Origin of the sequence: Paenibacillus agaridevorans (assembly GCF_003112455.1) — a bacterium.
Taxonomy (GTDB): domain Bacteria; phylum Bacillota; class Bacilli; order Paenibacillales; family Paenibacillaceae; genus Pristimantibacillus; species Pristimantibacillus agaridevorans.
On sequence record NZ_BDQX01000383.1, the window covers coordinates 1 to 2681 of the forward strand.

Below are 2681 nucleotides of genomic sequence, written 5' to 3' on the forward strand. Positions count from 1 at the left end.
CGGGGGGAGCCGCTCCATGTCCACCGGCAGGAAGCCGTTGTCCTCGACGATGAGCAGCAGCTCGTCGCCGTCTCCCCGGCGAATGCAGATGCGCAAGACGCCTTCCCCGTCCATCGTGCTGACGCCGTGGAAGATGGCGTTCTCCACCAGCGGCTGCATGATGACCTTGGGCGTCGTATACTCCAGCAGCTTCTCGTCGATGTCCCACTCCACATCGAACGTATCCGGGTACCGCTTCATCTGCAGACGGCTGTACGCCTGCACATGCTCCAGCTCCTCCCCGATCGTGATCATCGTACGTCCTTTGCTGAGACCGATCCGCAGCAGCTTGGACAGATCCTTTACCATCTCGCCGACGTCGGTATTGCCGCTGCCGAGCGCGTACCAGTAGATGGAATCCAGCGTGTTATAGAGCAAGTGGGGCGTAATCTGGGAATGCAGCATGGAAAGCTCGTATTCCTTCTGCTTGATCTGCATGCCGTAATTGTCCTCGAACGACTGATCGAGACGTTTGGTCATCTTTAGGAAAGCCCCGTACAAGATGCCGAACTCGTCCGCCCTCAACGGCTCATTGCCGATATCCAGACTTTTCCCCGGCTCATACAGCTTCGTAATCGTGACCAGCCGAACCAGCGGCTTCACAACAATCCGAAGCAGATACAGCACAAACGCCAGCACAAAGACGAGATACAGCGCAGACAGCGCCATCAACGTGACAAGCAGCGCAGACTGATTGCCCGTGATGGAGTCGTAAGGGATTTTGTAGACGAGCGTCGTATCGTAGGCGGGCTTGCGGGAGAAGGCATACAGCCACTTCCCGTCCCCCTCCTTGGCAAAATAAAAACCCGACGTCCCCCGCCTCGCCTCCTCCGGAATTTCCGAGAGCGCCGCGCTGTCGGGACCAGCCTTCATCAGAAGCTCGTCCTGGGCGTTGAACAGGTACAACCCCGCATGCTCCGGCAGCTGAACGGAGACAAGATCCCGCGTCAGCAGCACCTCCAGCTTGGTAACGACGAGCAAGCCAATGGATTCGGAATACGACTTGGGATTCTGGATGCTCCGCATAAAGCCGATCGTCTTGCCGCCGCCCGGCAGCGAAATATGCCTTACGCCGGCCCCCCCGCCTTGCTCCATTGCATGCATCGCCCAGTCCGGAAGCCCCGTCATATTTTCGCCGAAATATTTGAAGCCCCTTTCCTTGTACATGGTATCGAAGGGTGTTTGCCTGCCATCCACATTTTTCATATATAAAGTATATTCGGTGCCGTCCGACGACCAGCTCTCCAAAATGGAATCCGCCTCGCTGATCTGGCCAAGCGTCTCGACACCTGTCCAAAAGCTGTATTGTTTCATATTGCTGAAAAAATGATTATCCATAAACGTCAGCGACTTATCATTGACGGAGGATAACGTCTTCTCGATCGTGACGTGGTTTTGATTGACGAGTTGAAGCGTCGTCCGCCCGATCTCGTCCGTCATGGAATTCGAGGTACGGATGACCGAGATCCAGCTCACGACGAGAAACGGAGCCACGATAAACAGGAGGAATGCGATCGTCACCTTGTATTTTAGCCGCAGCTTACTCCCCCCTAAGCTTCCTTGCGGAATTCGGCGGGGCTGACGCCCGCATACCGTTTGAACATCCGGCTAAAGTGTTCCGGCGATTCGTAACCAACCTCGTAAGCCACCTCGTACCGTTTCTTGTCCGTCGTCGCGAGCAATCGCTTCGCTTCTTCAATCCGAAGCTCCGTAACGTAATCCCACAGGTTTTTTTTCATTTCGCGCTTGAACAGATAACCCAAATACGCCGTGCTAAAATGCACCTCGCCCGCGATATCTTGAATCTTGAGAGCCGGATTGCGGAAATGCTGGCGAATGTAGCCCGTTATCCGCGCAAGAATGGATTGATCGCGCTCCTTGCCGAGCTCATAGACCAGCACCTCCGCCTCCGCCAAATAATCGCTTAACTTCGTCAGCCTCGCCTCTCCCTCCAGACCCTGGAAATAAGCGGCGGGGTCGAAACGCTGCAGTTGTACGCCGCGGCCGTTCCCTTGCTCGAGAATCAGCCCGTACACGCGGTAGACAAGCATGCCGAAGCAGCTGCTGGTCAGCCCCTCCGAATGACCCAGCTCGCCCAGCGTGCGGACCATAGCCGCATGATTGACGAAACCCGCCGTGCCGTTCGCGGATTTTAGAGTCCCGATATATTCGTCCACCTTCGCCATCCACTGCGTAATGTTAAGGTTATCCTGCGTCGCGACATCCTCGTAATAGAACACCTTTTGTCCCGGATGCAGCTTCCGCCATTCGGCCGCCGCGTTCGCCTCTTCCATCAGCTTGGGCAGCGTAAATACGTCCTCGCTCAGCCGACTCATCCCCACCGTCGCGTCGACGTTCAAATATTGCTTCACGTTCATGGAGATAATCTGCCCGATGAGGTGGAGCTGCGACTGCAACTGCTGCGGTCCTTCGGACAACTCCCGCTCGCTCAATTGAATAATGCCGACAAGCTCGTTGCCGTAGCCGTTAAAGGTAAGTCCGCTCCACTCCCGAAGGCTTTCTTCCATTATATTAACCGTAGCGTACTTGAGCAGCTTGCGGTCCTGCAGCCGAATCTCCCGCTTGCTGAACCCGCCGCTGCTGAGATCCAGCCTGACGGAGACGACGCCGTAATGGCAGGC

Annotated in this window: 2 protein-coding genes; both read right to left on the reverse strand. The window is 56.0% G+C overall.

From position 1 onward, the window contains the following. The coding region (locus PAT3040_RS29355) for a sensor histidine kinase (RefSeq protein ID WP_108995480.1) at window positions 1-1560 on the reverse strand (1560 nt) is incomplete at its 3' end. 29 nt (window positions 1561-1589) lie between these two features. Continuing rightward, on the reverse strand, window positions 1590-2681 hold a 1092-nt coding region (locus tag PAT3040_RS37580; RefSeq protein ID WP_181376910.1), incomplete at its 5' end, for a helix-turn-helix domain-containing protein.